1 protein-coding gene is annotated in these 1878 nt (G+C 49.8%); it reads left to right on the forward strand.

The features are described 5' to 3' along the window. Nucleotides 1-539: 539 nt before the first annotated feature. Nucleotides 540-1832, forward strand: coding sequence for a group II intron reverse transcriptase/maturase (gene ltrA / locus MKZ07_RS33490; protein WP_036694821.1), 1293 nt, complete (start codon nt 540-542; stop codon nt 1830-1832). Nucleotides 1833-1878: the final 46 nt, after the last annotated feature.

The raw sequence follows: 1878 nt of genomic DNA on the forward strand, positions 1-1878 counted from the left end.
TATAAGGCGTGCCCAGAAAGCGCGTATCTTCTAACCGGTGAAAGTCCGGTCACGGGAGGGGCCAAGCCCCCGTGTAGCTAGGATGCCTGCGTACGGCGAAATCCGTGCGTAGAAGCGCATCGACAAAAGTCCGGTCAGAGACAGGGCGAGCAACCCGCCAGGCCGTAACATGAAGTGAATCCTGCCGCGTCGTCATAAAGGCCCCGCAAGGGGGAAGAGAGGAAGTCGAACCTCGCTTATATGGGTGAAGACCATGGAAGCTGCAGAGAACTTGGAACGGCAGTGAAGAATCCTCCGGCGTATGGGGATCGGCATGGAAGGAAAGAAGACATAGTGAACTGGGGAGACCCTCCCCCACACGGGAGGATTTTTTTTTTAGAAACCCGTAAAAAGACGCTCTATAAGTCCAAAAGATGAAATGAACCGTCTGTGGGAAGGGAGTCCGAGGGGCTCATAGTACCGAGGAACCTAAGGACAACATAACCTTAGGGAGAGAAGGAGCCCTGCTTTGTTTATGCTTTTGGAGGAGGTACGAGTGAGTGAATGCCAGTAGGCTAACGACACCTAAGGAAAAAGTTCAAGAACTCCAAGAAAAGCTAGGTCATGCGGCCAAGGAGAACAACAAGCGTAAATTCCATGCACTGTACGACAAAGTCTACCGCTGGGATGTGCTGAGTGAAGCCTGGAAACGGGTGAAAGCGAACAAGGGGGCTGCCGGAGTAGATACGGTGACGCTCGCGGATATTGAGAAACAAGGAGAAGTGCAATTTCTCAAAGACTGCGAGCGAGCATTAAAGGATGGTAACTACCACCCACAGCCCGTACGGCGGCACTATATCCCAAAGAAAGACGGGAAACCAAGACCGCTGGGCATACCCAGCGTGCGCGACCGAGTGGTGCAGATGGCAACCAAACTCGTCATTGAACCGATCTTCGAAGCGGATTTCGAAGAAGTATCCTTCGGATTTCGCCCGAAGCGAAGTGCGAAAGGAGCACTGGATCGAATCCGGAAAGCCTGCAACCGCAAAGGAAATTGGGTAGTCGACGTCGACATCCAAGGTTACTTCGACAATATTAACCAGGAGAAACTGATGAAATTGGTACAAATGCGTATCAATGACAGACGAATCCTGAAGTTAATCCGGAAGTGGCTTCAGGCGGGAGTCATGGAAGAAGGAAACGTAAGACGTTCCGATTTAGGCACACCACAAGGTGGAGTGATCTCACCACTTTTGGCGAACATCTATCTGAACTATTTTGACCGACTGTGGGAAAAACACGGGAAAGGAGTAGGTGAACTCACGAGGTATGCAGACGATCTTGTGGTGGTCTGTAAAACTAAAAAGGACGCCGGACATGCGTATGAACTCATACGCAGAATCATGGAACGTCTGGAGCTGACGCTACACCCAACCAAAACCCGTATTGTCGGCTTATGGACAGGAGACGAAGGATTCGACTTCTTAGGAATGCACCACCGGAAAAAGAAGGCAGAAACATCCCAAGGCAAGGTGTATTACACCACGCAGCAGTGGCTAACGAAGAAGGCGGAGGAACGAATTCGAGGCGTGGTTAAAGAAAGATTAGCACCGCCCAGCATGCGTTCGAAATCGTTTGCGGAACACGTGGAATGGCTCAATCCCAAGATTCAAGGATGGAGAAACTACTATTACACAAAGTACAGCCAAAAGAGGTTAGCAAAACTGGATTGGTATATTCTGCAACGATTTACCCGGTGGTATGCGAAGAAGAGACAACGAGGAAGATGGATGAGATCCCGGTCAGAAGTTAGATATTTGACCATCCAATATGGACTAAAAACGCTATTGTAATCTGCATGCCGATGAATGACAAACATCGGAAAGCCGTATGAGGGAA

Source organism: Paenibacillus sp. FSL P4-0338 (assembly GCF_038002365.1).
Taxonomy (GTDB): Bacteria; Bacillota; Bacilli; order Paenibacillales; family Paenibacillaceae; genus Paenibacillus_AQ.